This is a genomic window from Streptomyces sp. MUSC 14 (assembly GCF_001866675.1).
Classification (GTDB): domain Bacteria; phylum Actinomycetota; class Actinomycetes; order Streptomycetales; family Streptomycetaceae; genus Streptomyces.
In genome coordinates this window covers 1-1,644 of the sequence record NZ_MLYN01000136.1, presented here as the reverse complement: position 1 = coordinate 1,644, position 1,644 = coordinate 1, and the positions used below count along the sequence as shown (strand labels likewise).

Genomic DNA, 1,644 nt, shown 5'->3' with positions numbered 1-1,644 from the left:
GAGAAGCCGGCGTTGCGGTCGGGGGTCCACTGCATGGGGGTGCGGACGGCGTCGCGGTCGCCGAGCCAGATGTTGTCGCCCATGCCGATCTCGTCGCCGTAGTAGAGGATCGGCGAGCCGGGCAGGGAGAGCAGGAGCGCGGTGAACAGTTCGATCTGGTTGCGGTCGTTGTCGAGGAGGGGGGCGAGGCGGCGGCGGATGCCGATGTTGGCGCGCATCCGCGGGTCCTTGGCGTATTCGGCCCACATGTAGTCGCGTTCCTCGTCGGTGACCATTTCGAGGGTGAGCTCGTCGTGGTTGCGCAGGAAGATGCCCCACTGGCACTTCGAGGGGATCGCGGGGGTCTTGGCGAGGATCTCCGAGACCGGGTAGCGCGATTCGCGGCGTACGGCCATGAAGATGCGTGGCATGACGGGGAAGTGGAAGGCCATGTGGCACTCGTCGCCGCCGGTGCCGTAGTCGCCGAAGTAGTCGACGACGTCCTCGGGCCACTGGTTGGCCTCCGCCAGCAGCACGGTGTCCGGGTACTGGGTGTCGATCTCCTTGCGGACCCGCTTCAGGAACTCATGGGTCGCGGGCAGGTTCTCGCAGTTGGTGCCCTCCTGCTGGTACAGGTACGGCACGGCGTCCAGCCGGAACCCGTCGATGCCGAGATCCAGCCAGAACTTCAGCGCGGAGATCATCTCCTCCTGCACCGCCGGGTTCTCGTAGTTCAGATCCGGCTGGTGCGAGAAGAAGCGGTGCCAGTAGTACTGCTTGCGTACGGGGTCGTACGTCCAGTTGGAGGCCTCGGTGTCGACGAAGATGATCCGGGCGTCCTCGTACTGCTTGTCGTCGTCGGCCCATACGTAGTAGTCGCCGTACGGCCCGTCCGGGTCGCGCCTGGACTCCTGGAACCACGGGTGCTGGTCGCTGGTGTGGTTCATGACGAAGTCGATGATGACGCGCATGCCGCGCTGGTGGGCGGCGTCCACGAACTCCACGAAGTCGGCGAGGTCGCCGAACTCGGGCAGGACGGCCGTGTAGTCGGAGACGTCGTAACCGCCGTCCCGCAGCGGTGACTTGAAGAACGGCGGCAGCCACAGGCAGTCCACGCCGAGCCACTGCAGATAGTCCAGCTTCGCGGTCAGACCTTTCAGGTCGCCGATGCCGTCGCCGTTGCTGTCCTGGAAGGAGCGGACCAGGACCTCGTAGAAGACGGCGCGTTTGAACCAATCCGGGTCACGGTCCTTGGCGGGCGTGTCCTCGAAGGTGTCCGGAACGGGCTCATTGACGATCATGTGGTGGGTGACCCTCCGATCTGCGGGGTGGACGGTCGCAGGACGCGGAAGACGTGCGCGGGCCTGATACCCGGTTCGAGGCGCACATAGTTGGCCCTGCCCCAGTGATAGGTCTCGCCGGTGAGCTCGTCGCGCACCGGTACGGACTCGTGCCAGTCCAGGCCGAGTTGCGGCATGTCCAACGAGACCGTGGCCTCCTGGGTGTGGCGGGGATCGAGGTTCGCGACCACCAGAACAGTGTTCGACCCGCTCCGCTTCGAGTAGGCGATCACCGCGTCCTTGTCGGCGTGGTGGAAGTGCAGATCACGCAGTTGGCGCAGCGCCGGGTTCTCCCGCCGGAGGGTGTTGAGCCGGGTGATGAGGG

2 protein-coding genes are annotated in these 1,644 nt (G+C 65.8%); both read right to left on the bottom strand.

The features are described 5' to 3' along the window. On the bottom strand, positions 1–1,280 hold a 1,280-nt coding region (gene treS, locus BIV25_RS46005; RefSeq protein ID WP_071378570.1), incomplete at its 3' end, for a maltose alpha-D-glucosyltransferase. Continuing rightward, positions 1,277–1,644, bottom strand: a 368-nt coding sequence (locus BIV25_RS46000) for an alpha-glucosidase C-terminal domain-containing protein (RefSeq protein ID WP_143076856.1), incomplete at its 5' end; no start/stop codon positions are given. The genes treS and BIV25_RS46000, both read right to left, overlap by 4 nt.